Consider the following 26,201-nt stretch of genomic DNA (forward strand, 5'->3'; position numbering starts at 1 on the left):
CATTCAGCCACCACAGCCAAACGGGTTGCGCTAACGCGCAACGCGCCATGCCTGGCGCACAACGAAAAAGCCCGCTCCTTTGCAGGAAGCGGGCTTCTCGTGCCTGAAATATCAAACCCTAAAATGGGTTACATATCTGTGTTATTGATTAGAGTGCTTGCAACTTCATGCCGCTTTCTAAACTTCACACATCAGGCTGTATGTGGTGGGTCGTGTAGGATTCGAACCTACGACCAATTGGTTAAAAGCCAACTGCTCTACCAACTGAGCTAACGACCCGTTGGATGAGGCGTATAATACTGATTTCTAACGAGAAATCAACACCTCATGTTAAAAAAATCAAAAATAATGCGTTGGATCCGCCACACCGGCAGCCTTGAAGCCTTCAGCACGCAAACGGCAGCTGTCACACTTGCCACAAGCCCGCCCCTGCTCATCCGCTTGATAGCAGGAGACGGTAAGGCTGTAGTCGACACCCCGGGCAATGCCCGCCTGGACGATCTGCGCCTTGCTCATATTCTGTAGCGGTGCCTGAATTCGGAAACCCTGACCTTCTACGCCGGCCTTGGTCGCCAGGTTAGCCATGCGCTCGAATGCCTCGATAAACTCGGGCCGGCAATCCGGGTAGCCGGAGTAATCCACCGCGTTGACGCCAATGAAGATATCCCGCGCCTCCAACACCTCGGCCCAACCCAGCGCAAGCGACAAGAATACGGTATTGCGCGCCGGCACATAGGTCACCGGAATACCTTCACTCGGCGCCTCAGGCACGTCGATAGTGCTGTCGGTCAGCGCCGAGCCACCAATGCCGTTGAGGTTCAGGCCGATCACCTTGTGCTCGACCACTCCCAGGTCACGGGCAACCCGTGCCGCTGCATCCAGCTCGGCGCGATGGCGCTGGCCGTAGTCGAAACTCATGGTGTAGCAGCTGTAACCTTCGGCCTTGGCCATCGCGACCACCGTTGCAGAGTCCAGGCCGCCGGACAATAGAATTACCGCACGCTTCTCAGTCATTGCATTGTTCCCCTATCAGCGTCCCGGCTCGTCATTCCAGAGCAGTTTGTGCAACTGCAACTGAAGGCGCACCGGTAGATTGTCAGCCACGATCCAGTCGGCCAGATCAGTTGCTCGTACCTGGTGATGGCTTGGCGAAAACAGCACCTCACCCGCCCGCTGATCGAGGCCGTACTGAATCAGCTTGGAGACCGCCCAGTCGTAATCTTCGCGAGAGCAGATCACAAACTTGACCTGATCATTGGCCGTCAGCAATTCGATGTTCTCGTAGCGGTTGCGCGCCACCTCCATTGAGCCTGGCGTTTTCAGGTCAAGGACGCGACTCACCCGCGGATCGACAGCCGAAATATCCAACGCACCACTGGTCTCCAGCGAGACCTCATAGCCAGCGTCACACAGCTGTTGAAGCAACGGAATGGCGTTAGGCTGAGCCAATGGCTCACCGCCGGTAACGCAGACGTAACGCGGGCGAAAGCTGGCAACCTGCTCCAGAATGGAGTCCAGGGTACGCAAAGTACCGCCGCTGAAAGCATAGGCGCTGTCACAGTACTGACAGCGCAGAGGGCAGCCGGTGAGGCGCACAAATACCGTGGGCAAGCCAGCGGTTCGCGTTTCACCCTGCAACGAGTAAAAAACTTCGGTAATACGTAATGTGTCTTGCATAGTCGCCACGGGCGTAACAGCTAAACAGGCTGTCCGCCTCCGTCAGGCACCGCAACGAACCCGGCATCGCGTAGTTCGCAGCAGCGTATTCAAATAAAGGGCGCAAATTCTAACGAAAAAACCCGCGACAAGCGCGGGTTTTCTTTTGAGCCGTTAACTTAGAGCTTCTGCAGGTCACGCTGGGCCAGCTGTGCGGCCGAGGTACCAGGGTATTGGTTAACCACTTGCTGCAGAATACCCTTGACGCGATCAGTATGCCCCAGGCGACGCTCTACGTCGGCCAGTTTATACAGTGAGTCCGGCACCTTGTTGTGCTTCGGATACAGCTGGCTGACCTTGGCAAAGGCTTGGCCTGCGCCCTGCAGGTCACCCTTGGCCAGGTTGACTTCACCCAACCAGTACTGGGCATTGCCAGCATACTGGCTATTCGGGTACTTGCGCAGGAAGGCATTGAATGCCTGGCTGGCCTTGTCGAAGTCCTTGGCCTTGATCAGGTCAAAGGCGGCATCGTAGTACAGCTTCTCTTTCGCCGGATCACCCGGCTCGGAGCTCGCAGCAGGCTGAGTGGCCGGCGCTGCGCTATTGTCGACGGCGGCGCTGGCGCCACCGGCGGCAGAATTCTCAGGAGTGGCGGCAGGTGCAGCACTGCTTCCAATACGTCGATCCAGGTCCTGATAACGCTCCAGGCCTTCCTGTTTCAAACGCGCAACTTCGTTTTGCAGAATCTCGATACTGTTCTGCTGACGCTCTATCTGCTCCTGCATCTGCTGCAGTTGCATGAAGAGCTGACCCTGTGCCGAGGCAGGGGCCGAAACCCCTCCCCCGGCATAGGCGCCGTTCGTACCATAACCCGCGGGCGGATAACTGCTTGCGCCGTTATAGCCAGCGTTGTCATCAACAACAGGAACCTCACCCCAGGCCAACAAAGGCAGGGAGAGAGCCAGGACGGTTACAGCACGACGGCACGTACGCATATCGAATTACTTACGCAGTTCGACGCGACGGTTTTGAGCCCAGGACTGCTCGTCGTTGCCGGTGGCAACTGGACGCTCTTCGCCGTAGGAAACCAGTTCCAGTTGAGCTGGGGAAACGCCTTGCAGTACCAGGTAGCGCTGAACGGCTTTCGCACGACGCTCGCCCAGGGCCATGTTGTATTCGCGAGTACCACGCTCGTCGGTGTTGCCTTCCAGAACGACGCGAGCGCCGTTGCCTTTCAGGTCTTTGGCATGAACGTCCAGAGCGCGCATGGCTTCTGGCTTCAGGTCCGAGCTGTCGTATTCGAAGTAGAAGGTGGTGATTGCGCGCAGAGCAGCTTCTTCGCTCAGGCTGCCGTCAACAGCACCAGTGTTGGCACCGTAGCCAGCGTTTGGATCGACAGCGCCTTCGCCAGCGTTGTCGCCGCCTTTCGAGGAGCAACCTACAGCTACGGCCATGGCCAGAGCCAGCGCAGCAAACTTACCAAACTTCAACATTTCCATCGTGAAACTCCTAATGAACCCCAATGTGTTAAGTACAACGTAAAGCGCCGCGTCAGTTCAGGTAAGGGGACCAGGACGGTTCTCTAACTTCGCCTTGAGCGGTAGGAAGCGGGAGCCTCACGCGGCCATTTAGCGACACGAGCATCAAGACTCCCCGGCCCTGCTGGCGGGTGGCGTAGATTAGCATGGTGCCGTTAGGCGCGACAGTAGGAGACTCATCAAGACTGGTCTCTGAGAGGATTTTTACGCTACCGCGCTGCAAATCCTGGGCCGCCACCTTGAAATTGGTGAAGCCGTCTTGACGATGAATCATCACCAATGTCTTTTCATCAGCCGACAACTTAGGGTTGGCGTTGTAGTTACCGATGAATGTCACACGCTCGGCGCCACCGCTGCCGATAGAGGTTTTATAGATCTGTGGCTTGCCGCCACGATCAGAGGTGAAGTACAGGGTCGAGCCGTCTTTACCGAAGAAAGGTTCGGTATCGATGGCCGGGCTGTTGGTTACACGGGTCAGCTGACGCGAACCCAGGTTCATTACATAGATCTCCGGGTTGCCATCACGCGACAACACGAAGGCCAGGCGAGAGCCATCAGGCGACCAGGCGGGCGCACCATTGAGACCTTCGAAGTTGGTGATCTGCTCACGACGACCCGTGTCGATGTGCTGAACGAAGATGCGCGGACGCTTCTGCTCGAACGACACATAGGCAATGCGCTTGCCATCTGGCGCGAAACGCGGCGACAGGATCGGCTCACGGGATTGCAACAGGGTCACCGCACGAGCACCGTCGTAGTCCGAACGCTGCAAGGTGTAGCGCGTGTTGTCGGTCGAGAAGCGCTCGGCAGTCACGTAGAGCATCCGCGTCGAGAAAGCACCCTTGATGCCGGTGAGTTTCTCGAACGACTGGTCTGCGATGTAGTGCGACATGTCACGCAACTGGTCGACGCTGCCCGAAACGCTGCCGGTCAGCACTTGCTGCTCGGTGGCGACGTTGAACAGCGCGTACTGCACCTGCAAACGACCACCTGACGGCACGATGCTACCGACCATGATGTACTGGGCACCCAGCGCCTTCCAGTCACGGTAGATCACTTCACCGGCCTGAGTCGGCAGGCTGATCATGTTCTGACGCGGAATCGGCGAGTAGTAGCCGGAGTTGCGCAGGTCATTGCCAATGATGTCAGCCATGTCCTCGGGCAGCACACTGCCGCCCTGCAGACCGAACGGTACGACGGCGATTGGCGTGGCACGGTCGCTGCCACTGGTGACCATGATGTTCTTTTCCTCTGCAACGGCCATTCCCGCCGCACAGCAGAGAACGACCAGCAGTCCTCTAAGAAGGTTAATCACAAGGCTAGATCCTCAGGTGTGAATGTCATCTTGAATGAACGATAGGGATTGAATTCGCTCGGTTTCAAGCCCTGCATTTCGGTTAAGCGACCAATGTTCTTGACCGCTGCCACAGCGGAGTTATCGAAAGGCGCATCGCCACTGGAACGAGAAACGCTCACAGAGGTGATGGTACCGTCCGGCAACATGCCGATCTGCAGGACCACCGTCATGTTCTTGCGAGCAGAAGGCGGACGCGCCCATCCCTCGGCCGCGCGGGCACGGATCAGGTCATCGAAACTACCGGCTACCTGGTCACCCTGCTCATCGGCCAGCGCCTGCTGCCGCTCGGTGGTATCGGACAACAACTCGGCCAATGCCTGAGCCTTCTTGTCCTCTGCCGCCTTGCGAGCTGCTTCCACTGCTTTCTTCTTGGCCGCATCAGCTGCGGCTTTCTTTTTGGCCTCTTCAGCTGCCTTTTTCTTCGCCTCTTCGGCGGCAGCGGTTTTCTTCGCGTCTTCGGCAGCCTTTTTCTTGGCGTCCTCAGCCGCTTTTTTCTTGGCCTCTTCAGCCGCCTGTTTCTTCGCCTCTTCTTCAGCCTTTTTCTTGGCTTCTTCTTCGGCTTTCTTCTTGGCGACATCGGCCAGCTGTTTCTCTTCGGCTTTTTTCGCCTCGGCGGCCTTCTTGGCCTCATCGGCTTTCTTTGACTCGGCCGCCTTTGCAGCTTCCTCGGCTTTCTTCGCCTCGGCAGCCTCGCGGGCCGCTTCAGCCTTCTGAGCAGCTTCTTCTTTCTTTTGTTCCGCAGCCTTCACCGCTTCCTGCTTTTGCTGCTCGACCTTTTTCTGCTCCATCTGCTCGACTTCGGTCTGGCGCGAAGCAGTCTTCTTCGCTTCCCCGGCAATCTTCTGATTGGTCTGGGTGGTCGCCTGACTCTTGGACTTCAGTTGGTACAGGGTTGCCTGGACGATAGGCTTGGCCGGCGGCAGCTCCGGGGTCATGGCAAAACTGACGAACAGCATGCCGAACACCAGAACGTGCAGCGCGATGGCCCATACACTGGGCCAGAAATAGCTTTCCGAGGCGGATGGCTCTCGCTGTTGCATCAGGGCGCCTCGGTAATCAGGCCAACGTTACCGACACCCGCTTTCTGCAACCCGCCCATGGCGCCCATGACCGCGCCGTAGTCGACGGACTTGTCGCCACGGATGAAGACCTGGGTCTGTTTACCCTGGTCACGCCCGGCGGCGATGATCTTGGTCACCGCGTCGGTCATTTGCGGCAAGGTCATTGCCTTGTCCATCTGCTTGTCGGTGTCGACTTCGCTGCCAAGGTTCCAGTAATAGGTCTTGTCAGCCTTGATCGATATGGTCAGGATCTGGACATTGTTGTCCTGCGGCAAGGCTTCACTGGAAACCTTGGGCAGATCGACCTTCACGCCCTGGTTGAGCATCGGTGCGGTGACCATGAAGATGACCAACAGTACCAACATCACGTCGATGTAAGGCACCACGTTCATCTCGGCGACCGGCTTGCGTTTATGACGAACTCGGGCCATTGGCTTTTACCTGATCACTCTTCGCTGGTATGCACTTTACGGTGCAGGATGGCCTGGAACTCGTCGGCAAATGTGTAGTAACGACCGATCAAGACTTCGCTGCGCGCAGCGAAACGGTTGTAGGCGATAACCGCCGGAATCGCAGCAAACAGGCCGATCGCGGTTGCGATCAGCGCTTCGGCGATACCTGGCGCAACGGTTGCCAGCGTAGCTTGCTGAGCAGACGCCAGGCCGCGGAACGAGTTCATGATCCCCCAGACCGTACCAAACAGACCGACATAAGGACTGGTGGAACCTACGGTTGCAAGGAATGGCAGGCTTTGCTCAAGCTTTTCCTCTTCACGGGAGATGGCGACGCGCATGGCACGACCAACACCTTCCATGACGGCATCAGGATCGACGCCCGGCTGCTGACGCAGACGCGAGAACTCTTTGAAGCCGGCACGGAAAACCTGCTCTACGCCGGAGTCCGGATCCGGGTTGCTGCCGGCCTGGCGGTACAGTTTGGACAGGTCGATACCTGACCAGAAGCGCTCCTCGAAGTTTTCCAGCGCACGGCGACCGGCACGCAGCATGGTGCTGCGTTGAAAAATCATGATCCATGAGGTTACCGATGCGGCCACCAAAGCCAGCATGACCAGCTGTACAACGACGCTGGCATTGCTGACCAGGCTCCACATGGAGGTATGGTCGACGACGTTAGCTTCCACGCTTAATCTCCTGCATTTGAATGTGTACCCGGGCCGCCCGCTTCGACAAATGCCGCTCGCAGCTCGGAGGGAATGGCCCTGGGTTTGAACGTATCGGCGCGCACACAGGCCACCAGGAACTGCCCTTCGCAGAGCAGCGTATTATCGTTTTCGCGCCAGACTTGCTGCACGAAGCGCAGGCTGGCTCGATTCAGCTCGAGCACCTGCGCGGTCACCCGCAGTTCGTCATCCAGACGCGCGGGCGCGTGGTAACGCGCCTCGCTGGAATGCACGACAAACAACATGTTCTGTGTCGCCAACTCCGACTGGGCAAACCCCAGGTCGCGCAACCGCTCCGTGCGGGCACGCTCCATGAACTTCAGATAATTGACGTAATACACCACGCCACCCGCATCGGTATCCTCGTAATAGACGCGACAGCGATGTGCGAATGGCTCAACCCCATTTTGCGCGCGCATACTCTAGTGCTTACTCCTGTACTTGCCAATCCGCGCCGGCAACTGTTTTTCATCGAATATGTCGTATTGCCAGCTCAACCCTTCCATGCCTGCCAATAGGACCACGAAATCACGAGATAAATCTGTCATTCATCAGTCGGCCCGGAAAAACCTTCCTCACGACTCACTTCCCCCGCACGTGCTGGGATGTTGAGGCCAAAGTGAAGGTACGCATGCCGGGTTACCACCCGCCCACGCGGGGTACGCATGATATAGCCCTGCTGGATCAGGTAAGGCTCGAGGACATCCTCAATGGTATGCCGTTCTTCACTGATGGCCGCCGCAAGGCTGTCGACACCCACCGGCCCGCCGTCAAACTTTTCGATCATGGTCAGCAGTAGCCGGCGATCCTGGTGGTCAAACCCGCGCTCGTCGACATCCAGCAGGTTCAACGCCATATCTGCAACAGGTTTGGTGATATGCCCCTTGCCACGTACTTCGGCGTAATCACGCACCCGGCGTAACAACCGGTTGGCGATCCGCGGAGTGCCGCGCGCACGGCGAGCGATCTCAAATGCGCCTTCATCCTCGATCGGTAAACCAAGAATGCCCCCGGAACGACTGACGATGGTCGCCAGATCCTCCGTACTGTAGAACTCCAGACGCTGCACAATACCGAAACGGTCACGTAACGGATTGGTCAACATGCCTGCGCGGGTGGTGGCACCGACCAGCGTGAACGGCGGCAGGTCCAGCTTGATCGAGCGCGCTGCCGGCCCCTCGCCGATCATGATATCCAACTGGAAGTCCTCCATCGCTGGATACAGCACCTCCTCTACGATCGGCGACAACCGATGAATTTCATCGATAAACAGCACATCATGCGGCTCAAGATTGGTAAGCAGCGCCGCCAGATCCCCCGGACGTTCCAGAATCGGCCCGGAGGTGCTCTTGATCGAAACCCCCATTTCCTGGGCAATGATGTTGGCCAGCGTGGTCTTGCCCAGCCCAGGCGGGCCGAATATCAGGGTATGGTCCAGCGACTCATTTCGTCCGCGAGCGGCTTGAATGAACAGGGCCATCTGCTCGCGCACAACCGGCTGACCGATGTACTCGGCCAGACGCAATGGACGGATAGCCCGATCCTGAACTTCTTCGCGGTCACGTCCGGTGGCTGCGATCAAACGGTCTGCTTCGATCACTTAGATCATTCCCTTAAGGCTGCGACGGATCAGTTCTTCGCTACTCAGCCCCTTCGCATCAACGGCAGCCACCGCTCGACTGGCTTCCTGAGGCTTGTAGCCCAAGGAAATCAGCGCACTGACGGCATCCGACTCAGCACTGGAGACTGGCGCAACAGGCAACGGCCCATTGGGTACCAAGGCGAACAGGCTTGGCGCGGTTTCCCAAGCCTTGAAACGGTCTTTCAACTCCACCAGCAATCGTTCGGCCGTTTTTTTGCCAACCCCGGGGACTTTTACCAGCGCCGAGGCATCCTGAGCCTGAACACAGCGCACCAGGTCATCGACCTCCAACCCCGACATCAGCGCCAGCGCCAGCTTGGGGCCAACGCCGTTGAGCCGGATAAGCTCACGAAACAACTCACGCTCACGCTTCTCGTGGAACCCATAAAGCAGGTGAGCGTCCTCCCGCACCACCAGGTGCGTGTGCAATGTCACCGCTTCACCCACCTTGGGCAGGCGATACAAGGTCGTCATCGGCACCTCCAGCTCGTAGCCAAGGCCGTTGACGTCAACAATCAAGTGCGGCGGCTGCTTTTCAGCCAGCGTCCCGCGCAAACGTCCAATCACGTTTCGATCCTTTCCAAGAGTGACAGCAACACGCCGCTCACCTTACCAGCAGATGCAGCAACCCCAGTCACCACACCCGCAAATCAACCTGAACAACCAAGGCAATCAGAGCCGCAAGCGCCCACCACGACTTCGCGCACTACTCAACCCGTGCGGCACCAGACTGGAACGGGTATGTGCATGGCAAAGGGCAATCGCCAAGGCATCGGACGCGTCGATCTGTGGTTTCTGAGTCAGCTTGAGCAAGTGCATCACCATCATCTGCACCTGCTCCTTGTTCGCCCCGCCGGTGCCGGCAACCGCCTGCTTGACCTGGGTCGCCGTGTACTCGGCAATCTCAAGGCCCTCCTCGGCCGCGGCAACAATGGCCGCCCCGCGCGCCTGACCCAACTTGAGCGCCGAGTCAGCATTGCGCGCCATGAACACACGCTCAATACCCATCGTCACCGGTCCATGGGCCTGGATAATCTCACGTACACCGCGATAAACAATGTGCAAGCGCTCATGCAGCTCTCCGCTGCCAGTGCGAATGCAACCCGAGGCGACATACTCGCAACCACGCCCGGTATGCCGCACCACACCATAGCCCGTAATCCGCGAGCCTGGGTCGATACCAAGAATCAGAGTCATAACGCCCGCATGCACAATGACGCCTTGATGCGCCAGTCGAAAGACAGAAGCCGGACAGCAGCCAGTGCAAAGCATTGGCTGGCGATCCGGCTTCGAACACAGCTCGTAGCAAAAGACTCAGGCGAGCTGTTCCATGATCTCATCAGGGATTTCAGCGTTGGAGTAGACGTTCTGCACGTCATCCAGGTCTTCCAGCATATCAATCAGCTTCAGCACCTTCTGCGCGCCATCCAGGTCCAGTTCGGCACTGGTGGTTGGCTGCATCACGATTTCCGCATCTGCAGCCTTGAAGCCCGCCGCCTCAAGTGCACTGCGTACCGCATAGAAGCTGCCGAAGGAGGTAAAGACATCGAAGGAACCATCACCGTTGTCGACCACATCATCGGCGTCTGCCTCCATGGCCGCGTCCATCAGCGCATCTTCATCGACGCCGGCAGCGAAGGATATCTGCCCTTTGCGCTCAAACAGGTAGGCCACCGAACCGTCAGTACCCAGGTTGCCACCGCACTTGCTGAATGCATGACGCACCGCAGCAGCCGTACGGTTACGGTTGTCGGTCATGGCTTCGACCATGATCGCCACGCCGCCCGGGCCATAACCTTCGTAGCTGAGCTCCTCAACGTTGTCCGCCTCAGTGGCACCAGCACCCCGCGCAATGGCGCGATCAATGATGTCACGGCTCATGTTAGCACCCAGCGCCTTGTCCAGCGCCAGACGCAGACGCGGATTGGAAGCCGGATCACCACCACCTTGCTTGGCAGCGACCGTCAGCTCACGAATCCACTTGGTGAAAATCTTGCCTCTCTTGGCATCCTGGCGCTCTTTGCGGTGCTTGATGTTCGCCCACTTGGAATGACCTGCCATAACGCAACTCCGAATTCTGCTTGAAACACTTACCGGGCATACCCGGCAGCTTTGTGACCTCTGAAACGCAAGGGCGCATCCGAAGATGCGCCCTGTTTTCGCCTTACTCAGCCTTCTGCTGTTCGCGCAGTCGGATGTGCAGTTCACGCAGGGCCTTGGCATCCACCAAGCCTGGCGCCTGAGTCATGACGCAGGCTGCACTCTGGGTTTTCGGGAAAGCGATCACTTCACGAATCGACTGGGCGCCGGTCATCAGCATCACCAGACGGTCCAGACCAAAGGCCAGACCACCGTGTGGTGGTGCACCGAACTTCAGCGCATCGAGCAGGAAGCCAAACTTCTCTTCCTGTTCCGCCGCTTCGATACCCAGCAGACGGAATACCGCCTGCTGCATTTCTTTACGGTGGATACGAATCGAACCGCCGCCCAGCTCGGTGCCGTTAAGGACCATGTCATAGGCACGCGACAGCGCGGTCGCCGGGTTCGCTTCGAGCTCCTCAGGGGTGCATTTCGGCGCGGTGAACGGGTGGTGCAGCGCGCTGAAGCTACCGTCGTCGTTTTCCTCGAACATCGGGAAGTCGACAACCCACATAGGTGCCCACTCGCAGGTGTGCAGGCTGAAATCGTTGCCAACGCGGATCCGCAGTGCACCCAATGCTTCGCTGACGACCTTGGCCTTGTCTGCGCCGAAGAAGACGATGTCGCCGTCTACCGCACCGACGCGATCGAGGATCACGTTCAGGTTGGCCTCTGGGATGTTCTTGACGATCGGCGATTGCAGCCCCTCAACACCTTTGGCGCGCTCGTTGACCTTGATGTAGGCCAGGCCCTTGGCGCCGTAGATACCGACGAACTTGGTGTATTCGTCGATACGGCTACGCGGCATGCTTGCGCCGCCAGGAACGCGCAGTGCGGCAACACGACTCTTCGGATCGTTGGCCGGGCCACTGAACACCTTGAAGTCAACGTCCTTGAGCTGATCGGCAACATCGACCAGTTCCAGCGGAATACGCAGGTCTGGCTTGTCCGAACCATAGCGACGCATGGCTTCTTCGAAGGTCATGTGCGGGAATTCACCGAACTCCAGGTCCAGCACTTCCTTGAACAGCTTGCGGATCATGCTTTCGGTCAGGCCCATGATCTCGGACTCATCGAGGAAGCTGGTCTCGATGTCGATCTGGGTGAATTCCGGCTGGCGATCAGCACGCAGGTCTTCGTCACGGAAGCACTTGGCGATCTGGTAGTAGCGGTCGAAGCCGGCGACCATCAGCAGTTGCTTGAACAGCTGTGGCGATTGCGGCAGGGCAAAGAAGCTGCCCGCGTGCGTACGGCTTGGCACCAGGTAGTCACGTGCACCTTCAGGGGTGGCACGGGTCAGGATTGGCGTTTCGACATCAAGGAAACCGTTTTCATCGAGGAAACGGCGAATGCTGGACGTAATACGCGAGCGCAGACGCAGCTTGTCGGCCATTTCCGGACGACGCAGGTCGATGAAGCGATAACGCAGGCGCGTCTCTTCACCCACGTCAGAGTATTCATTGAGTGGGAACGGCGGGGTTTCCGCTTCGTTCAGCACAGTCAGCTCGTAACCCAGGACTTCGATGGCGCCGGACGCCATGTTCGGGTTGACCGCACCGGCCGGACGCGGACGCACCTTGCCGGTAATCTGCACCACGTACTCGCTGCGCACGCGATCGGCGGCAGCAAAGCTGTCTGCGCGATCCGGGTCGAACACGACCTGGGCCATGCCTTCGCGATCACGGATATCGAGGAAAATCACCCCGCCGTGGTCGCGGCGACGATGGACCCAGCCGCAAAGGGTAATTTCCTGACCTTCCAGGCTCTCGTTCAGTTGGCCGCAATAATGGCTGCGCATCATGATGGTGGTTTCGCTTCTCGTCATTCGAAAATTCAGTGGAGGTCTTGGCGCCGCAAGGGGCTAATAGTGCAAGACCCTGCCGGTGCAGTTCAACTCAGTCAGCCTTGTCGCCGCCTGCAAGGTTCTTTTTTGCGCCGGTCTTGAAATCGGTTTCGTACCAACCGGTACCGCTCAGGCGAAAGCCTGGCACGGACAGCAGCTTCTTCAGCGCTGGCGCCTGGCAGGCCGGGCAGTCGGTCAGTGGCGCAGCGCTGATCTTCTGAAGCACTTCCATCTGGTGATTGCAGGAAGCGCATTGATAGTCGTACAGGGGCATGAGGACGTCTCGCTAACTACGCTGCGGGCCTGCGCCTCGCAGTAAAAAGCGCGATTATATATGGTTAAGGAAGGCTGTGCAGCCCGCCAATACCCCACTGGGCGAATGATTCTAGGTGTCGACAGCCTGGCCGAGCAGGTAGACCACACAAATGACACGCACCAAGCCACTGAAATTTTTCACGCCGCCATGGCGCAGATGCACCTCCCGGTCCACATAGGAGAGCACGCAGTTGACCGTACAGCCATTGGCAGCGGCTATGCGCTCAAGAATCTTCCAGTAAACCTCCTCCAGCCGCAGGCAGGTCGCAAAACCATTCAAGCGCACCGAACGAGACAGCGGCTGCGCCAGGTTCATATTAAAGTCCGCTTCGAACGGATCAACGGTCACGGCGTGAAAGCCAAGTGCTCCTCGAGCATCGCGATTCAACAGTCGAGACATATCAGTACCACGCTTTATAAATAAGAGAATACATAGGCGTCCAACGCCACACACCCTCTTATAAAGCGCTCAACATGATTTTCATTCTAGAAGAACAAAATGCTATTGCCGTAGGAGCAATCCGCCGGACACTAGATAAAAATGCTACTGACGAAATACTTCCCCGCGCACTTATAACACCCTTACACATAAAAAAGCCTGACCCCCTCGGGAATCAGGCTTTTAGTCAGACAAGGAAACCTTGCCTATTTAACACCCACACTATTTATCCAATAGCACACGCAGCATCCAGGCGGTCTTTTCATGCACCTGCATGCGCTGCGTCAGCAGGTCCGCGGTCGGCTCATCACTGACCTTGTCGAGCAGCGGAAAGATGCCACGCGCGGTGCGCACGACCGCCTCTTGCCCCGCCACCAACTGACGAATCATTTCTTCAGCGGGCGGCACCCCCTCCTCTTCCTTGATAGAAGAAAGGCGCGCATAGGTGGAATACGTTCCCGGCGCAGGAAAACCCAGCGCGCGAATACGCTCGGCAATCAAGTCCACGGCCAAGGCCAATTCGTTATACTGCTCTTCAAACATCAGGTGCAACGTACGAAACATTGGCCCACTGACATTCCAATGAAAGTTATGAGTTTTTAGATACAGGACATATGTATCCGACAACAGGCGGGACAAGCCTTCCACGATAGATTTGCGGTCTTCTTCACTGATACCGATATCAATTGCCATGTCGTTCCCCTTCCTATGGTGTTTGCTCATCAAGCAGGTACTTTTTCCACTCTACCAAGACTTGCCCGCACCTGCAGCCTCCACGGCAGGACTGCGACATCTTGCAGCGGCAGAATCGGCCAAACCTCGCGCCATATGAGCCGCCGCAGGCCGCCGATTTGAGAACCCCCCGGCTTTGCTGTTAAATAGGTAGCGTGTTGTCATTACCAATCATCCGGGCGATGACGCATAGGCTGCTCCTCCATGTTTTTGCGCCCTAATGTGCACCTGCGCGCCATGAAGCCAGCTCTTCCTGTGATCCTCCTTATACAATGTGAGCCAACCACCATGTTCAAGATCGTCCACATCCTGACGGGCGCAGCCGCTTTGCTGCTGTCCTTCATACCCAGCCTGAGAGCCGACGCCGCACCTTTTCTGCAGCAACCGGATGCCATCTACCTGGCGCTCTTCGGCCTGCTTAACCTGACCCTGGCCCCTGTGGCATCCCTGCCGCGTCCTCGTCAGCACCTGCAACAACTGGCAAGCGCACTGCTGGTACTGACAGTGGTCCTGCAGACAATCACCCTGCTTGCCCGCCAGGATATGGGCAGCCTGCCGGCCTTGGTCTGTGCAGTGCTTGCAGTCATTGCCCACCTGGTCGCAAACCTGGTGAAAACCAGTCCGACACACCATCAAGCCCCTGCTACCGGCAGCTACGACATGAGCAACCGCGACACAGGCACCGTGAAGTGGTTCAACACCTCAAAAGGCTTCGGCTTCATTTCCCGCGACTCCGGAGATGACATTTTCGTTCACTTTCGCGCAATCCGCGGCGAGGGCCACCGCGTACTGGTCGAAGGCCAGCGCGTTGAGTTCTCGGTCATGAACCGAGACAAGGGCCTTCAGGCAGAGGACGTGATTGCCGCACCACGCCGCTGATCGCACCTCAAAAAAAACCGCGACAGCCAGGCTGGTCGCGGTTTTTTTGTACCCGGTAAACGGTATTTTCAATAATGCGGAGGCGGCGCTTCCTCTTCGGCACTCTGGTACTGCCCCACCATCTCCTCATAACGCTTGAGCAACGCCGACATCTGTAACTGCAGGCGTTCAACCACACGCTGCTGTTCGACCAGCACATCATTCAATGCCTGAACGGTGTCATCCTGAAATGCCAGGCGGCTCTCCAGCTCCATGATTCTTAACTCAAGGGACATGGCTTAACCCTCCAAAACTTGAAAATCATCATCCAGCGCCATCTTCAGGCGCTGGCGAATTTCGGCAAGCTGCTCTGCCGCGTACTGACTGGCAGGCGAATGCCCCCACACCGGCGAAGGCCAGGCCAGATCACTCCGACGCCGAACAATCACATGCATATGCAACTGGCTGACCACATTTCCAAGCGTTGCCACATTCATCTTGTCAGCGGCAAAGCTGTCCTTGAGGGTTTCAGCCAGCTCGGTTGTTTCCTTCCAGAGCTGCTGCTGATCACCACCATCAAGCTGAAACAACTCGCTGACATCAGCACGGCGAGGCACCAGGATAAACCAGGGGTAGTTTGCATCCTTGCTCAACAACAGACGGCAGAGCGGAAAATCCCCCAGCACATAAGTATCCTGTTCAAGGCGCGGATCCAGAACAAACACGGCACATCTCCAGACAATCGATAACCCGTCTCACTTGCACACGTGCCAAGCAGACCACTACGTGAAGAATACCGCTGTTCGTCCAACAGAGCACGACCGATCACGACGCACAAGTATCAGCAACGCCACTAGATCAAGCCGAGGTCGCACACATAGTTACATAGCTAACAATCTAACGGTAACAGCAGCGCTACTTTTCGCACCAAAATGACGCCACCCGCTCCAGTCGAATGCAGCGAATATCCGAAATTTACCCAATGCACGCCTCAACCACGGTAACGCTCGACCCTGAAGTTGAAAAAAGCCTTATGCCATTCGTACAGAATCGATAAAACCAAGCGATCTTAGCCCCCCGCGTTTTCGGCACTTGCAGGCGTTATCGTAAAAAAAGGTGAAAAATTTGTGAGTCGGCCAGCGTTTTGTGCACGCTTGTTGCATTCCCTCCTGACCATAGTCGACACACCCCACGCTTGCACACGGTGAGTGCGACAAATAACAACAGCTGCACGGGTAACCAGGGAGTTGCTGGCGCTAGGGTTAGATTATTTTTACCTATCCTTAAGCCGCCCAAAACAGCGCTGGAGTTCTACGCCCCGTAAAACCGGGACGTGATTTGCGACAGGGACAACACTGTTTGCGACATGACCGCAAAGTTACCGAAAGGTTCATTTCGCAAGTATCGCCAACAAGCGTCAGCGTGATATACATTCCGCCGACGTAAAAAAAGAAAGAGCCGCCCTGCATAAAAAAACCAGTTGGGCTGGCAGCAACTCTTCCTAAAAACCAAAGGAGCAAGTCACGATGCGCGTGATGAAGTGGAGCATTATCGCCCTGGCCGTAGCCGCGGGTACCTCACAACTGGCAATGGCATCTTCCCAGGATGATTCCAAGGGTTTTGTTGAAGACAGCGCACTGAAAGTCAAGCTGCGCAACCTGTATTTCAGCCGTGACTTCCGCAATAACGACACTGGCCAGAGCCGCCGCGAAGAATGGGGCCAAGGCTTCATCGGCACCTTTGAATCGGGCTTCACCCAAGGCACCATCGGCGTGGGCGTCGACGCTATCGGCCTGCTGGGCCTGAAACTGGACAGCGGCAAGGGCACTGCAGGTACTGACCTGTTCCCACTCGGCTCGGACGGCCGCGCACAGGATGATTACTCCAAGGGTGGCGCAGCGGTTAAATTCCGCATCTCCGATACCGTGCTGAAGGTTGGCGACCAGTTCACCGCACTGCCAGTGTTCGCCACCGATGACAGCCGCCTGCTGCCAGAGATCGCTCAAGGCGCTCTGATCACCAGCAAAGACATCAAGAACCTGACCCTGCACGCCGGCCGCTTCACCAGCCTGGTCAACCAGCAAGAAACCAACCACGACAGCGCGCACCTGACCTCAGCCGATGTGTTCGGTGGCACCTACGCGTTTACCGATACCCTGAGCACCAGCCTGTACTACTCGAAAGTCGAAGACTACTGGCGCAAGTACTACGCCAACCTGAACTGGGCGCTGCCAATCAGCGACAATCAAGGCCTGGTGTTCGACCTCAACTTCTATGACACCAAAAGCGACGGTCGTGGTCTGCAGCGCGCAGAAAATGACGGCACCACCAAGCTCGACAACAAGGCATACAGCCTCTCTGCTGCCTACAACCTGGGCGCCCACACCTTCACCCTGGCTTACCAGGCTGTGACTGGAGACGGCGACTACGGCTACGGCGTAGACGGCGGTGGCACCATCTTCCTGGCCAACTCCGTACAGCGTTCCGACTTCAACGCTGAAGACGAAAAATCCTGGCAGGCACGCTACGACCTGAACATGGCCACCTACGGTGTTCCAGGCCTGAGCTTCATGGCCCGTTACATCACTGGTGATGACGCCAACACTGCCACCACCAGCAACGGCAAAGAGTGGGAACGCAACATCGAAGCCAAGTACGTCCTGCAGGAAGGCCCAGCGAAAGACCTGAGCTTCCGTATCCGTCAGGCAACTTACCGCTCCGCAGACGGCGTTTACTACGGTTCGCCATCCATCGACGAAGTACGCGTGATCGTCGAGTACCCGCTGAGCATCCTGTAAGCCCTTCGGCTACCGGTAACCAGTACGAAAAAGCCCGGCATTGCCGGGCTTTTTCTTTTATTGCAAACCGATGGCAGCAGTTTCAGCCACCACCATCCTGTACGTCACCGAATCCCGCCCGTACAATGCGGGTCATTTCAGTTAAGCAACCGACAACGGCCTACCATGCGCACCAGTCAATATTTGCTCGCCACCCAGAAAGAAACCCCTTCCGATGCAGTCGTCATCAGCCACCAACTGATGCTGCGTGCAGGCATGATCCGCAAGCTTGCATCCGGCCTTTACACCTGGCTGCCGATGGGCCTGCGAGTCATGCGCAAGGTCGAAGCCGTGGTGCGCGAGGAAATGAACGCTGCCGGCGCCCTGGAAGTGCTGATGCCCAGCATCCAGCCTGCCGAACTGTGGCAAGAGTCTGGCCGCTGGGAGCAATACGGCCCAGAACTGCTGCGCCTGAAGGATCGACACAACCGTGAGTTCTGCGTCGGCCCAACCCACGAAGAAGTCATCACCGATCTGGCCCGCAACGAGCTGAACAGCTATAAGCAGCTGCCAATCAACCTGTACCAGATCCAGACCAAGTTCCGTGACGAAATCCGTCCGCGCTTCGGCCTGATGCGCGGCCGCGAGTTCATCATGAAGGACGCCTACTCCTTCCATGCGGACCAGGCCTCCCTGCAGCAAACCTATGACCGCATGCACCTGGCCTACAGCAACATCTTTACTCGCCTGGGCCTGAATTTCCGCCCGGTACAAGCTGATACCGGCTCCATCGGCGGCTCCTACTCCCATGAATTCCACGTGCTGGCCGAGTCGGGCGAAGACGATGTGATCTTCAGCGACAGCTCCGACTACGCCGCCAACATCGAGAAAGCCGAAGCGATTCCACGGGAAACCATTCGCCCCGCGCCAACCGAGGCGCTGCGCCTGGTCGATACACCGGATGCCAAGACCATCGCCCAATTGGTCGAGGGCTATAACCTGCCGATTGAGCGCACCATCAAGACCCTGATCGTCCACGCAGCTGAAGCAGGCAAGCTGATTGCCCTGATCGTCCGCGGCGACCACGAACTGAACGAAATCAAGGCAGCCAACCTGGAGCAGGTCGCCAGCCCTCTGGTCATGGCCAGCGACGCTGAACTGCGTGACGCCATTGGCGCCGGTGCCGGCTCCCTCGGCCCGCTCAACCTGCCGCTGCCCTGCATCATCGACCGCTCGGTCGCTTTCATGAGCGACTTCGCCATCGGCGCCAACATCGACGACAAGCACTACTTTGGCGTGAACTGGGAGCGTGATCTGCCGGTACCGGAAATCGCCGACCTGCGTAATGTTGTCGAAGGCGACCCAAGCCCGGACGGCAAAGGCACCCTGGTGATCAAGCGCGGCATCGAAGTCGGGCATATCTTCCAGCTCGGCACCAAGTACAGCGAAGCCCTGAAGTGCCAGGTGCTGGGCGAGAATGGCAAGCCTGTGACCCTGAGCATGGGCTGCTACGGCATTGGCGTATCCCGTGTCGTTGCCGCGGCCATCGAGCAGAACTATGACGAGAATGGCATTATCTGGAGCGATACCCTGGCACCGTTCCAGATCGCCCTGGTGCCGCTGCGCTACGAGACCGAGCAGGTTCGCGAAGCGACCGACAAGCTGTATGCCGACCTGACTGCTGCCGGTTTTGAAGTACTGCTGGATGATCGCGACAAGAAAACCAGCCCTGGCATCAAGTTTGCCGATATGGAACTCATTGGCATCCCGCACCGGATCGTCATCAGTGATCGCGGCCTGGCCGAAGGCAACCTGGAGTACAAGCACCGTACCGAACGCGAGGCTCAGCCTCTGGCACTGGCCGATGCAGTGTCGTTCCTGCAAGCTCGTATCCGTCGCTGACCGCTAACGCAAGAGTAATCATGTTCAAGCGAAGTACCTTTACCCTGGGGGGCACCGCACTATGCGGTGCCCTGCTCCTCAGCGGTTGCGCCAATAAGATGTCCCAGCGCAGCGAGCACGAGGAGCGCATCGAGCGCAAACTGCTCGAACACAGCCTGCAGATCGATGTCGGGGAGCCCAAGGTACTTGAGCTGCCGCAACGTCGCGTACGCATTCATGAGCAGAAGAACTTCGAAGTCACCGAATTCGAAGTGACGCGCCGTTACGATCGCTACACCCCCTACCAGCCCTGGCGGGAAATCTATGAGATTCCACTGGGCGCCGTCGCGGTGGTAGCGGGTGTCGGCGCGAACATCGTCAACGTGTTCACATTGGGCAACCTTCCCGACAGCGTCACCCATGACTGGCTCAGCTATGGCTTCGCCGGCCTGAACCCGTTCATGAACACACAATCCAACGGTCGTGCCCAACAGAACCTCGCCGGTATAGATGAGGTTCAAAAGGACAAGCGCCAGGAACACACCAGCCTTCCCTGGAGCGAGCGCCCCGTATCAGTCAAGGCAGGCAAGCTAACCCACGAGTTGACCACCGACCGTGACGGCATCCTGCGCCTGAACCTGCTTGATGACCCCTTTACCGACCAGAACCTCAGCCATATCGGCACCTTGCACCTGCAAGCGACCGATGAAGAAAATAACGTCCGTGCTGACGCCAGCCTGCTGCTCAGCAGTAGCCTGCGTGGCAAATTGGTAGAAGCACATGACCTGATTTTCGACGACCTGGAAGACGATGAGGTCAGCCAGTGGGTTCATCGGGTCAAACGCCTTTCAGAACTGGGCCTGGAAGAGGAAGCGAGCGAGCTGGAGCAAAGCCTGATCGAGTTGACCCGCAATGACCCGGAACTGCAACAGGAGTTCCTCAAGTCACTGACCACGGACGCCGGTCGCCTGGTTGCCGATCCTGGCACTCATTGATGGGTCCTTCCGTCTGCGCCCCTGAATAGCGGGTACGTTCCAAACGTACCCTGCTTCAATCCTGGGCAAACAGCTCCAACTGCTCATGCGCCCCGCGCAAATCCTGCAAGCGCACACCGACCCCCAACAGCCTGACCGGCTTGCCGCCACGGGCAAACGCCTGGCTCATCAAGTGCTGGTAGCTTTCCAGATCACGGCTTGCCCCCGCCTGCTCCAGCGTGGTCTGGGTAAAGTCATGGAACTTGACCTTGACGAACGGTTTACCTGGCCGATAGCTGCTGTCGATACGTGCCATACGACCCGCCAGCTCATCCAGCAACGCGGGTAACTTCTCCAGACAACTTGCCAGATCAGGCAAATCGGCATCATAGGTGTTCTCAACACTGACCGACTGACGCCGACTGTCATTCTGCACGGCGCGTTCATCAATGCCCCGCGCCAGGTTAAACAGTCGCTCCCCAAAACTGCCAAACTCGCGCACCAGCGCCAAGCGGCTCCAGTCGCGCAACTCGAGGCAATTGACAACGCCCAGCCGACCAAGCTTGTCTGCGGTCACCTTGCCGACACCATGCAGCTTGCTCACCGGCAACACCGCGACAAATTCCTCAACCTGCGCAGGCGTAATCACAAACAAACCGTTGGGCTTGCGCCAGTCACTGGCGATCTTGGCCAAAAACTTGTTGGGCGCCACTCCCGCCGAGACCGTAATGTGCAAACGCTGGGAAACCCGCCGGCGAATATCTTCAGCAATGCGCGTGGCACTACCGGAAAAATGCGGGCTGTCTGACACATCCAGGTAGGCCTCATCCAGAGACAGGGGCTCGATGAGGTCGGTGTAGTCGCGAAAGATATTTTGTATCTCACGCGATGCTTCTTTATAGGCATCCATGCGCGGCTTGACGATCAACAGGTCCGGGCAGAGCTTTAGGGCATGCCGCGAAGACATTGCAGAGCGCACCCCAAAGGCCCGCGCCTCATAGTTGCAGGTCGCAATGACCCCGCGTCGGTCAGCAGAGCCGCCCACCGCCATGGGCCTGCCAGCCAGGCGGGGGTCATCGCGCATTTCGATGGCGGCATAGAAGCAATCGCAGTCGATATGGATGATCTTGCGTTGAGGCATGATTGGCCAGGCAACCGGTAAAGAGAGTACGGGCAGTATCTCACCCAGTTACCAACCCGTGCACCCGACAAAGGGAAAACCCTGCGCAAGCCATAGCCAGCCTATCTCGCAGGGCATTACTGAAATGCTAAATAGTTGAACGAAAAGGTTTTTTTCCAGACGGCTATTGACAGCATCACACAAAACTGTAGAATCTCGTTCCACAGGCGCGGGATGGAGCAGCCTGGTAGCTCGTCGGGCTCATAACCCGAAGGTCGTCGGTTCAAATCCGGCTCCCGCAACCAGATTCAAGAAAGGCCACTCGAAAGAGTGGCCTTTTTATTTGCCCCGAAGAAAGCCCCACAGGGTTTTCCATTGAAATTCAATAATTAAGCATTGACAGCATTAGCCAACACTGTAGAATCCGCCCCACAGACGCGGGATGGAGCAGCCTGGTAGCTCGTCGGGCTCATAACCCGAAGGTCGTCGGTTCAAATCCGGCTCCCGCAACCAAACGTCTGAAAAAGGCCACTTTGAAAAAAGTGGCCTTTTTTTTTGCCTTTGTCATACGCATCGCCTCCTCTCCGCCCTACTCTAGGGCAGCATGAAACTTCTTTAACCAACCCGGTGCAACGCATAAGCTTTGTCACAGGGTAATATTCTGTAAATCTATTCCACAGGGATTGGTAACTTGACTGGGTACTTCCATCCTGTCGCGCACAATCCAATAGGTGATTGATGCGCACTCAAACCACTGACGTCGATACTTCCGTAACTGCCGCACAGCCAATTGCGCCACAGCGCCTGCGCTGGCTTGAGCTGGTCAGCAAGTACCGTCAGCCCATTGGCCTGACCGTAACCTTGCTGCTGTTCGGCATTGCGCTGGTGGCTTGCCGGCACATGCTCAACGAGCTGGATATCTATGCACTGCACGACTCACTGCTGAGCGTTCCACTGCCATCCTTGGGCGGTGCGCTGCTGGCGACCCTGGTCGGCTTTATTATCCTGCTCGGTTATGAGTGGTCGGCCAGTCGCTACGCCAATGTAACGCTTGCACCTCAGACCCTGGCGCTGGGCGGCTTCACGGCATTCGCCATTGGCAACGCCATTGGCCTTTCACTGCTTTCCGGCGGCTCAGTGCGTTATCGCCTCTATGCCCGCCATGGTCTAGGCGCATCGGAAGTGGCGCGCATGACCCTGTTCGCAAGCCTCTCCCTGGGATGTGCTCTCCCGCCACTGGCAGCGCTCGCCACCCTTAGCGACCTGCACGCAGCGTCCGCAGCACTGCGCCTGCCAGCAGGCCTGCTGGCAGGCCTCGCAGTACTGGTTCTTGCGTTAAGCACACTTCTCGCGCTTGGCTTGTACCGTCGACGGCTGCCCGAACAACCCTTGGCAGATAACCTGCTGGTCCAGATAGGTCGACGTACCTTGCGCCTGCCAGGGGTTCGGCTGACCGTATTGCAACTGGTCATCACGGCACTGGATGTCGCCGCAGCAGCGACAGTGCTTTATCTGTTGTTACCTGAAGCGCCGCCCTTTGGTGCATTCCTGCTGGTATACCTCATCGCGCTGGCAGCAGGCGTACTGAGCCATGTTCCCGGCGGTGTTGGAGTGTTTGAAGCCATTCTGCTGGCTGCCTTCGCCAACCAATTGGGTGCCGCACCGCTGGCTGCGGCATTGCTGCTTTACCGACTGATTTATGTCGTGCTTCCACTGCTGTTGGCGTGCGTAGCCCTGCTGGCGACTGAGGCGCGGCGCTTTCTCTTTGCCCGCCAAGCCATGCGGGCAGCCTCCGGCCTTGCAGCCCCGGTACTGGCGGTGCTGGTGTTCCTGTCCGGCGTGGTTCTGCTGTTTTCCGGAGCCACCCCCGAGATAGACACCCGCCTGGAGCACATGGGTTTTCTGGTACCGCATCGGCTAATCGATGCCTCGCACTTCGGCGCCAGCCTGGTTGGCGTACTCTGCCTGCTGCTGGCCCAAGGGTTGCGCCGGCGTCTTTCGGCGGCCTGGATGCTGACCACCATCCTGCTGCTGGTGGGCGCCTTGCTGTCGCTGCTCAAAGGCTTCGACTGGGAAGAAGCCAGCATTCTGATCTCTACCGCATGCCTGCTGGCACTGTTTAGGCGTTCGTTCTATCGCCCCAGCCGACTGCTGGAGTTACCGTTTTCACCGGTCTACGTCGTTGCCAGTGCCTGCGTACTGGGGGCCTCGATCTGGTTGCTGCTGTTTGCCTATCAGGACGTCCCCTACAGCCATCAACTGTGGTGGCAATTCACACTCGACGCTGATGCACCACGAGGCTTGCGCTCAGCACTGGGCAGCGCAGTGCTGCTAGTGATTGTGGCGCTGACCTGGCTACTGCGCACGGCCAGGCCCGTCATTCACCTGCCAAACGACGAAGAACTGCAGCGTGCCCATCGCATCTTGCTTGCCTCGGACCAACCTGACGGTGGCCTGGCCTTGACCGGCGATAAAGCCCTGCTGTTCCACCCCGATGACAATGCGTTCCTGATGTATGCCCGTCGCGGTCGCAGCCTGGTCGCCTTGTATGACCCCATTGGCCCAGCTCAACAACGTGCCGAGATGATCTGGCAGTTCCGCGACCTCTGTGATGTTCACCACGCCCGTCCGGTGTTCTATCAGGTACGTGCCGAGAACCTGCCGTTCTATATGGACATCGGCCTGACCGCACTCAAGCTGGGTGAAGAAGCACGTGTCGACCTCAAGCGCTTTGACCTTGAAGCCAAGGGCAAGGAGATGAAGGACCTACGCTACACCTGGAACCGCGGTGGGCGAGACGGCCTGACCCTGGAAATTCATGAACCAGGAGAGGCACCTCTTGAAGAACTGAAGGTCATATCCGATGCCTGGCTAACCGGCAAGAACGTGCGCGAGAAAGGCTTCTCACTGGGTCGCTTCAGCGCTGACTACCTTCAGCACTTTCGCATTGCCTTGATCCGGTTCGAGGGCCGCCCAGTGGCGTTCGCAAACCTGTTGGAAACCCACAGCCATGAACTGGCCAGCCTTGACCTGATGCGCGCACACCCGGAAGCACCGAAGCTGACCATGGAATTCATGATGATCGGCCTGATCCAACACTACAAAAAACACGACTACGCTCGTTTCAGCCTGGGCATGGTGCCCTTGTCCGGGCTGCAACCACGGCGTGGTGCACCACTGACCCAACGATTGGGCTCAATGGTTTTTCAGCGCGGCGAACAACTCTACAACTTCCAGGGACTTCGCCGCTTCAAAGACAAGTTCCAGCCCGACTGGGAACCCCGTTACATGGCCGTACCTGCAGGACTTGATCCGCTGGTAGCACTGGCCGACACTGCCGCCCTCATCGCAGGTGGCTTGACTGGATTGGTGAAACGCTGATGATTCGACGCTATTGGCTGTACGCACTGGTAACCCTGCTGGCAGCCCTTACGGCCGCCGCACTGGGCTTCTGGCTCTGGACACGACCCGCGCCACAGGCACAACTGGAACACCTGACACTACCAAACGGCAGCCCCCTGACCCGTACGACACCTGGCACACAAGCCAAGGCCAGGGTGCTCGTAGCCGTCCCTCAGGACCAAACCCTGAGTGATAAACAACTGCTCGACCTGAGCCAAAGTGGTAGCGCCCAATTGGTTCAAGTGACCCTGCCACCCACCGACTGCACTCAACAGCAGCAGGTAGTGCAGGAGGCGCTCAAGCATCTTCAGGGCGACGCCACCCTGGTCGCAGGTATCGGCCCTGGCGCCGCACAAGCATGGCGCTGGCTGTCCGAGCAGACAAACGACAAGGCCCAGGCGATTTCGGTCGGTTTCACCCTGGAACAGGCTGGTTGCCCTGCAGCACTGCCAAAATCTGCCGCACACGGCCACTGGAGCGTGGCCTGGAACGACAATCCGGATGACGCCAGCGCGGCCTTCGTACGTGATCAGCAAAATGCTGAAACCAGCATCAGTGACTATGACGTCCACCTGCCCCAGGTACTCAAAGCCCAACTGACCCAGGCCCTGATCGGCAAAGACGGCAATGCCATGAGCATCCCGGTTGTTGAAGTACCTGCCGGTCAGACCGCCGATACCGTCACACTGTTCCTTTCCGGTGACGGTGGTTGGCGCGACCTGGACCGCGACGTAGCGGGTGAAATGGCCAAGCTCGGCTACCCGGTGGTGGGCATCGATACGCTGCGTTACTACTGGCAGCACAAAACACCGGAGCAAAGTGCCGTCGACCTCTCAGAGCTGATGCAGCACTATCGCCAGAAGTGGGGCACCAAGCGTTTCGTGGTGGCCGGCTATTCCTTCGGCGCAGACGTGCTGCCAGCGATCTACAACCGACTGTCCAGCGAAGATCAGAAACGCATCGATGCAGTGATTCTGCTGGCCTTTGCCCGCAGCGGCAGCTTTGAAATCGAAGTGGAAGGCTGGCTTGGCAATGCTGGCAAGGAAGCACCAACCGGCCCGGAAATGGCCAAGTTGCCAGCGGCCAAGGTGCTCTGTGTCTATGGCTTGGAGGAAACGGACGAAAGCGGCTGTACTGAAAGCACGGCGGTAGGCGAGCGCCTCAAGCTGCCGGGTGGCCATCACTTCGACGAAGACTACCCGGCCTTGGCCAAACGCCTGATCGACGGCATCGAAAGCCGCCAGGGTAAAACCAACGTCGCCGAGCAACAGTAAGTCGGCTGCAAAA

Annotated in this window: 26 protein-coding genes and 3 tRNA genes; 8 read left to right on the top strand and 21 right to left on the bottom strand. The window is 57.9% G+C overall.

The window, feature by feature from the left end; all coding sequences use genetic code 11:
* Nucleotides 1-203: 203 nt before the first annotated feature.
* The 18 genes from IE038_RS20915 to IE038_RS21000 form a co-directional block, all read right to left on the bottom strand.
* Nucleotides 204-279 (bottom strand) — tRNA-Lys (locus IE038_RS20915).
* Between the two features lie 60 nt (nucleotides 280-339).
* Nucleotides 340-1,014 (bottom strand): 7-cyano-7-deazaguanine synthase QueC, encoded by a 675-nt coding sequence (gene queC / locus IE038_RS20920; protein ID WP_163933114.1) that lies wholly within the window; start codon nucleotides 1,012-1,014, stop codon nucleotides 340-342.
* 15 nt (nucleotides 1,015-1,029) lie between these two features.
* On the bottom strand, nucleotides 1,030-1,677 hold the full coding sequence (gene queE / locus IE038_RS20925) for a 7-carboxy-7-deazaguanine synthase QueE (protein WP_189396220.1): 648 nt from the start codon (nucleotides 1,675-1,677) through the stop codon (nucleotides 1,030-1,032).
* Nucleotides 1,678-1,835: 158 nt separating this feature from the next.
* Nucleotides 1,836-2,651: a tol-pal system protein YbgF gene (gene ybgF / locus IE038_RS20930; RefSeq protein ID WP_189396221.1), complete on the bottom strand. Its 816-nt coding sequence runs from the start codon at nucleotides 2,649-2,651 to the stop codon at nucleotides 1,836-1,838.
* 6 nt (nucleotides 2,652-2,657) lie between these two features.
* The gene (gene pal, locus IE038_RS20935; protein WP_042121796.1) at nucleotides 2,658-3,155 is read right to left on the bottom strand and encodes a peptidoglycan-associated lipoprotein Pal; all 498 of its coding nucleotides are present in this window, start codon (nucleotides 3,153-3,155) and stop codon (nucleotides 2,658-2,660) included.
* 52 nt (nucleotides 3,156-3,207) lie between these two features.
* Complete coding sequence (gene tolB / locus IE038_RS20940; RefSeq protein ID WP_229775711.1) at nucleotides 3,208-4,458, bottom strand: Tol-Pal system beta propeller repeat protein TolB; 1,251 nt, start codon at nucleotides 4,456-4,458, stop codon at nucleotides 3,208-3,210.
* 47 nt (nucleotides 4,459-4,505) lie between these two features.
* Complete coding sequence (tolA, locus tag IE038_RS20945; protein WP_189396222.1) at nucleotides 4,506-5,591, bottom strand: cell envelope integrity protein TolA; 1,086 nt, start codon at nucleotides 5,589-5,591, stop codon at nucleotides 4,506-4,508.
* On the bottom strand, nucleotides 5,591-6,043 hold the full coding sequence (gene tolR, locus IE038_RS20950; protein ID WP_163933123.1) for a protein TolR: 453 nt from the start codon (nucleotides 6,041-6,043) through the stop codon (nucleotides 5,591-5,593). The genes tolA and tolR overlap by 1 nt, the downstream gene beginning before the upstream one ends.
* Before the next feature lie 14 nt (nucleotides 6,044-6,057).
* Complete coding sequence (tolQ, locus tag IE038_RS20955) at nucleotides 6,058-6,753, bottom strand: protein TolQ (protein ID WP_189396223.1); 696 nt, start codon at nucleotides 6,751-6,753, stop codon at nucleotides 6,058-6,060.
* Nucleotides 6,754-6,755: 2 nt separating this feature from the next.
* Nucleotides 6,756-7,211, bottom strand: a complete 456-nt coding sequence (gene ybgC, locus IE038_RS20960; protein WP_065761582.1) for a tol-pal system-associated acyl-CoA thioesterase — start codon at nucleotides 7,209-7,211, stop codon at nucleotides 6,756-6,758.
* Nucleotides 7,212-7,336: 125 nt separating this feature from the next.
* Nucleotides 7,337-8,392 carry a Holliday junction branch migration DNA helicase RuvB gene (gene ruvB, locus IE038_RS20965; RefSeq protein ID WP_163933126.1) on the bottom strand — a complete coding sequence of 352 codons (1,056 nt, stop codon included), beginning with the start codon at nucleotides 8,390-8,392 and terminating at the stop codon, nucleotides 7,337-7,339.
* On the bottom strand, nucleotides 8,393-9,001 hold the full coding sequence (gene ruvA, locus IE038_RS20970) for a Holliday junction branch migration protein RuvA (protein ID WP_189396224.1): 609 nt from the start codon (nucleotides 8,999-9,001) through the stop codon (nucleotides 8,393-8,395). It lies immediately after the preceding gene.
* Nucleotides 9,002-9,106: 105 nt separating this feature from the next.
* On the bottom strand, nucleotides 9,107-9,631 hold the full coding sequence (gene ruvC, locus IE038_RS20975) for a crossover junction endodeoxyribonuclease RuvC (RefSeq protein WP_189396225.1): 525 nt from the start codon (nucleotides 9,629-9,631) through the stop codon (nucleotides 9,107-9,109).
* Nucleotides 9,632-9,748: 117 nt separating this feature from the next.
* Complete coding sequence (locus IE038_RS20980) at nucleotides 9,749-10,495, bottom strand: YebC/PmpR family DNA-binding transcriptional regulator (RefSeq protein WP_163933129.1); 747 nt, start codon at nucleotides 10,493-10,495, stop codon at nucleotides 9,749-9,751.
* Between the two features lie 103 nt (nucleotides 10,496-10,598).
* Complete coding sequence (gene aspS, locus IE038_RS20985; protein ID WP_163933151.1) at nucleotides 10,599-12,374, bottom strand: aspartate--tRNA ligase; 1,776 nt, start codon at nucleotides 12,372-12,374, stop codon at nucleotides 10,599-10,601.
* A gap of 94 nt (nucleotides 12,375-12,468) precedes the next feature.
* Nucleotides 12,469-12,690: an FmdB family zinc ribbon protein gene (locus tag IE038_RS20990; protein ID WP_065761587.1), complete on the bottom strand. Its 222-nt coding sequence runs from the start codon at nucleotides 12,688-12,690 to the stop codon at nucleotides 12,469-12,471.
* Between the two features lie 111 nt (nucleotides 12,691-12,801).
* Nucleotides 12,802-13,131 carry a ribbon-helix-helix domain-containing protein gene (locus IE038_RS20995; RefSeq protein WP_167523973.1) on the bottom strand — a complete coding sequence of 110 codons (330 nt, stop codon included), beginning with the start codon at nucleotides 13,129-13,131 and terminating at the stop codon, nucleotides 12,802-12,804.
* A gap of 261 nt (nucleotides 13,132-13,392) precedes the next feature.
* On the bottom strand, nucleotides 13,393-13,863 hold the full coding sequence (locus IE038_RS21000; RefSeq protein WP_163933131.1) for a Dps family protein: 471 nt from the start codon (nucleotides 13,861-13,863) through the stop codon (nucleotides 13,393-13,395).
* Between the two features lie 327 nt (nucleotides 13,864-14,190).
* Between IE038_RS21000 and IE038_RS24795 the strand changes: the two genes are divergently transcribed.
* On the top strand, nucleotides 14,191-14,781 hold the full coding sequence (locus IE038_RS24795) for a cold-shock protein (RefSeq protein WP_163933135.1): 591 nt from the start codon (nucleotides 14,191-14,193) through the stop codon (nucleotides 14,779-14,781).
* A gap of 68 nt (nucleotides 14,782-14,849) precedes the next feature.
* Here IE038_RS24795 and IE038_RS21010 read toward each other — a convergent pair whose 3' ends face one another.
* Together IE038_RS21010 and IE038_RS21015 are read right to left on the bottom strand one after the other, a co-directional pair.
* On the bottom strand, nucleotides 14,850-15,056 hold the full coding sequence (locus IE038_RS21010; RefSeq protein ID WP_065761591.1) for a SlyX family protein: 207 nt from the start codon (nucleotides 15,054-15,056) through the stop codon (nucleotides 14,850-14,852).
* Between the two features lie 3 nt (nucleotides 15,057-15,059).
* Nucleotides 15,060-15,485 carry an HIT family protein gene (locus IE038_RS21015; protein ID WP_189396226.1) on the bottom strand — a complete coding sequence of 142 codons (426 nt, stop codon included), beginning with the start codon at nucleotides 15,483-15,485 and terminating at the stop codon, nucleotides 15,060-15,062.
* Between the two features lie 801 nt (nucleotides 15,486-16,286).
* On the opposite strand from IE038_RS21015, the gene IE038_RS21020 reads away from it, so the two are divergent.
* The 3 genes from IE038_RS21020 (at nucleotide 16,287) to IE038_RS21030 (ending at nucleotide 20,413) form a co-directional block, all read left to right on the top strand.
* A complete protein-coding gene (locus IE038_RS21020) occupies nucleotides 16,287-17,558 on the top strand; it encodes an OprD family porin (protein ID WP_189396227.1) in 1,272 nt (423 codons plus the stop codon).
* A 165-nt stretch (nucleotides 17,559-17,723) separates the two neighbouring features.
* Nucleotides 17,724-19,439, top strand: coding sequence for a proline--tRNA ligase (locus IE038_RS21025; RefSeq protein WP_163933142.1), 1,716 nt, complete (start codon nucleotides 17,724-17,726; stop codon nucleotides 19,437-19,439).
* 20 nt (nucleotides 19,440-19,459) lie between these two features.
* Complete coding sequence (locus IE038_RS21030; protein ID WP_189396228.1) at nucleotides 19,460-20,413, top strand: hypothetical protein; 954 nt, start codon at nucleotides 19,460-19,462, stop codon at nucleotides 20,411-20,413.
* A 55-nt stretch (nucleotides 20,414-20,468) separates the two neighbouring features.
* Here the strand turns inward: IE038_RS21030 and dinB are convergent, their stop codons facing one another.
* Nucleotides 20,469-21,533 (bottom strand): DNA polymerase IV, encoded by a 1,065-nt coding sequence (gene dinB, locus IE038_RS21035; RefSeq protein ID WP_189396229.1) that lies wholly within the window; start codon nucleotides 21,531-21,533, stop codon nucleotides 20,469-20,471.
* A gap of 207 nt (nucleotides 21,534-21,740) precedes the next feature.
* Here dinB and IE038_RS21040 point away from each other — a divergent pair.
* The 4 genes from IE038_RS21040 (at nucleotide 21,741) to IE038_RS21055 (ending at nucleotide 26,188) form a co-directional block, all read left to right on the top strand.
* Nucleotides 21,741-21,817, top strand: a tRNA-Met gene (locus tag IE038_RS21040).
* A 131-nt stretch (nucleotides 21,818-21,948) separates the two neighbouring features.
* Nucleotides 21,949-22,025: transfer RNA gene (locus IE038_RS21045), tRNA-Met, on the top strand.
* Nucleotides 22,026-22,250: 225 nt separating this feature from the next.
* The gene (gene mprF / locus IE038_RS21050; protein WP_189396230.1) at nucleotides 22,251-24,893 is read left to right on the top strand and encodes a bifunctional lysylphosphatidylglycerol flippase/synthetase MprF; all 2,643 of its coding nucleotides are present in this window, start codon (nucleotides 22,251-22,253) and stop codon (nucleotides 24,891-24,893) included.
* The gene (locus tag IE038_RS21055; protein WP_163931837.1) at nucleotides 24,893-26,188 is read left to right on the top strand and encodes a virulence factor family protein; all 1,296 of its coding nucleotides are present in this window, start codon (nucleotides 24,893-24,895) and stop codon (nucleotides 26,186-26,188) included. Before mprF ends, IE038_RS21055 begins: the two co-directional genes overlap by 1 nt.
* Nucleotides 26,189-26,201: the final 13 nt, after the last annotated feature.

The sequence above is a fragment of the Pseudomonas laurentiana genome (assembly GCF_014648275.1).
GTDB lineage: Bacteria > Pseudomonadota > Gammaproteobacteria > Pseudomonadales > Pseudomonadaceae > Aquipseudomonas > Aquipseudomonas laurentiana.

Excerpts from the sequence above, each read along its gene's own strand:
- queC (WP_163933114.1), bottom strand. The coding sequence starts at position 1,014 with ATGACTGAGAAGCGTGCGGTAATTCTATTGTCCGGCGGCCTGGACTCT.
- queE (WP_189396220.1), bottom strand. The coding sequence starts at position 1,677 with ATGCAAGACACATTACGTATTACCGAAGTTTTTTACTCGTTGCAGGGT.
- ybgF (WP_189396221.1), bottom strand. The coding sequence starts at position 2,651 with ATGCGTACGTGCCGTCGTGCTGTAACCGTCCTGGCTCTCTCCCTGCCT.
- pal (WP_042121796.1), bottom strand. The coding sequence starts at position 3,155 with ATGGAAATGTTGAAGTTTGGTAAGTTTGCTGCGCTGGCTCTGGCCATG.
- tolB (WP_229775711.1), bottom strand. The coding sequence starts at position 4,458 with ATGGCCGTTGCAGAGGAAAAGAACATCATGGTCACCAGTGGCAGCGAC.
- tolA (WP_189396222.1), bottom strand. The coding sequence starts at position 5,591 with ATGCAACAGCGAGAGCCATCCGCCTCGGAAAGCTATTTCTGGCCCAGT.
- tolR (WP_163933123.1), bottom strand. The coding sequence starts at position 6,043 with ATGGCCCGAGTTCGTCATAAACGCAAGCCGGTCGCCGAGATGAACGTG.
- ybgC (WP_065761582.1), bottom strand. The coding sequence starts at position 7,211 with ATGCGCGCGCAAAATGGGGTTGAGCCATTCGCACATCGCTGTCGCGTC.
- ruvC (WP_189396225.1), bottom strand. The coding sequence starts at position 9,631 with ATGACTCTGATTCTTGGTATCGACCCAGGCTCGCGGATTACGGGCTAT.
- IE038_RS20980 (WP_163933129.1), bottom strand. The coding sequence starts at position 10,495 with ATGGCAGGTCATTCCAAGTGGGCGAACATCAAGCACCGCAAAGAGCGC.
- aspS (WP_163933151.1), bottom strand. The coding sequence starts at position 12,374 with ATGATGCGCAGCCATTATTGCGGCCAACTGAACGAGAGCCTGGAAGGT.
- IE038_RS20990 (WP_065761587.1), bottom strand. The coding sequence starts at position 12,690 with ATGCCCCTGTACGACTATCAATGCGCTTCCTGCAATCACCAGATGGAA.
- IE038_RS20995 (WP_167523973.1), bottom strand. The coding sequence starts at position 13,131 with ATGTCTCGACTGTTGAATCGCGATGCTCGAGGAGCACTTGGCTTTCAC.
- IE038_RS21000 (WP_163933131.1), bottom strand. The coding sequence starts at position 13,863 with ATGGCAATTGATATCGGTATCAGTGAAGAAGACCGCAAATCTATCGTG.
- IE038_RS24795 (WP_163933135.1), top strand. The coding sequence starts at position 14,191 with ATGTTCAAGATCGTCCACATCCTGACGGGCGCAGCCGCTTTGCTGCTG.
- IE038_RS21010 (WP_065761591.1), bottom strand. The coding sequence starts at position 15,056 with ATGTCCCTTGAGTTAAGAATCATGGAGCTGGAGAGCCGCCTGGCATTT.
- IE038_RS21020 (WP_189396227.1), top strand. The coding sequence starts at position 16,287 with ATGCGCGTGATGAAGTGGAGCATTATCGCCCTGGCCGTAGCCGCGGGT.
- IE038_RS21025 (WP_163933142.1), top strand. The coding sequence starts at position 17,724 with ATGCGCACCAGTCAATATTTGCTCGCCACCCAGAAAGAAACCCCTTCC.
- IE038_RS21030 (WP_189396228.1), top strand. The coding sequence starts at position 19,460 with ATGTTCAAGCGAAGTACCTTTACCCTGGGGGGCACCGCACTATGCGGT.
- dinB (WP_189396229.1), bottom strand. The coding sequence starts at position 21,533 with ATGCCTCAACGCAAGATCATCCATATCGACTGCGATTGCTTCTATGCC.
- mprF (WP_189396230.1), top strand. The coding sequence starts at position 22,251 with ATGCGCACTCAAACCACTGACGTCGATACTTCCGTAACTGCCGCACAG.
- IE038_RS21055 (WP_163931837.1), top strand. The coding sequence starts at position 24,893 with ATGATTCGACGCTATTGGCTGTACGCACTGGTAACCCTGCTGGCAGCC.